Source organism: Polynucleobacter sp. IMCC 30228, from assembly GCF_021395205.1.
In the GTDB taxonomy this organism is placed as follows: Bacteria; Pseudomonadota; Gammaproteobacteria; order Burkholderiales; family Burkholderiaceae; genus Polynucleobacter.
This window is the reverse complement of sequence record NZ_JAJVCS010000014.1, coordinates 1-990: the sequence shown is the minus strand read 5'-3', so window position 1 is coordinate 990 and position 990 is coordinate 1. Positions and strand designations below refer to the sequence as shown.

Here is a 990-nt window from a genome sequence, read left to right as displayed (position 1 = left end):
TTGCTGCTGCTAATCAGAATGACCCGACCCGCAAGATCAGTGCAGCAGGATCTATTTCAGCACGTCAGGCAACCTATCGTATTGTGTCGGCCAGTAGTGGTGGCGGTGGCTATGTCATCGATGATCGTGGGCAGGTTGGCAAATGCGATGGAGTAGTGCTTATTTCAGGTATTGCTACTGATCTAGCCAAGAAAGCTTTCGATCCGTATCAAGCTTCAATTGTTTCAGTTAAAGTTTATGACAACTTAAAGATTGTCTCAGCCACATTTTCTAATTTAGCTGAAGCTGCAAATGCGAGAAACGAATTAGCAACTAAGCTTACAGGTGCTACAGTAAGATTGCCAGTTATTTTTGACGTGCCTAAGGTGCAATAGTTTAGATTTAAAACTGAACTTCTTGACTAACAAAAAGCGAGCCCCGTAACCTTGGCTCCTCGACGTGGGATCGAACCACGGACCAACAGATTAACAGTCTGCTGCTCTACCGCTGAGCTATCGAGGAATAGGCAAGATTCTAGCAGATGTTTGCATTAATCATGGGCATAAGCCTTGCTGCCATGAGTGCGGGGGTGGTGGTAACCTTCGATTTGGCCGAATTAGCCCATAAATGATTTGACATTAAACAATATAAGATGCAATCTGCTAGGTGGAGCTCTTCGATCTGCCTTAGTATCTCGCTAAGCCTATCACCCAAGATTTTGAACATCAAATTAATCGTGGAGCAAGAACATGAGATGCCTTTTCTTTATACCTCTTGTAATTTTTACTACCACTCAAATAATTAGCTGTAGCGAGGGGAGCAGCTCAAGCACTTCAAGCAGAATTTCTGTTGATCCAACCATCGTCGCTACAGAAGTTGGATGTATGAAGCAATATGCTGCCGATCCATCAAACAATTATGTGAACTATGCACCTGCTATAGGGGCTCCAGAGCATACTGACTCGATTCACAGTGGCGTGCAACCATGTGCTACTTTTACTGGTTCTTTTA

Annotated in this window: 1 protein-coding gene and 1 tRNA gene; one reads left to right on the top strand and one right to left on the bottom strand. The window is 43.8% G+C overall.

What is annotated here, in order from left to right; genetic code table 11:
• Positions 1–374, top strand: a 374-nt coding sequence (locus LZT21_RS11830; RefSeq protein ID WP_233991006.1) for a hypothetical protein, incomplete at its 5' end; no start/stop codon positions are given.
• Between the two features lie 52 nt (positions 375–426).
• Here the strand turns inward: LZT21_RS11830 and LZT21_RS11825 are convergent.
• Positions 427–501, bottom strand: a tRNA-Asn gene (locus tag LZT21_RS11825).
• Between the last annotated feature and the right edge of the window lie 489 nt (positions 502–990).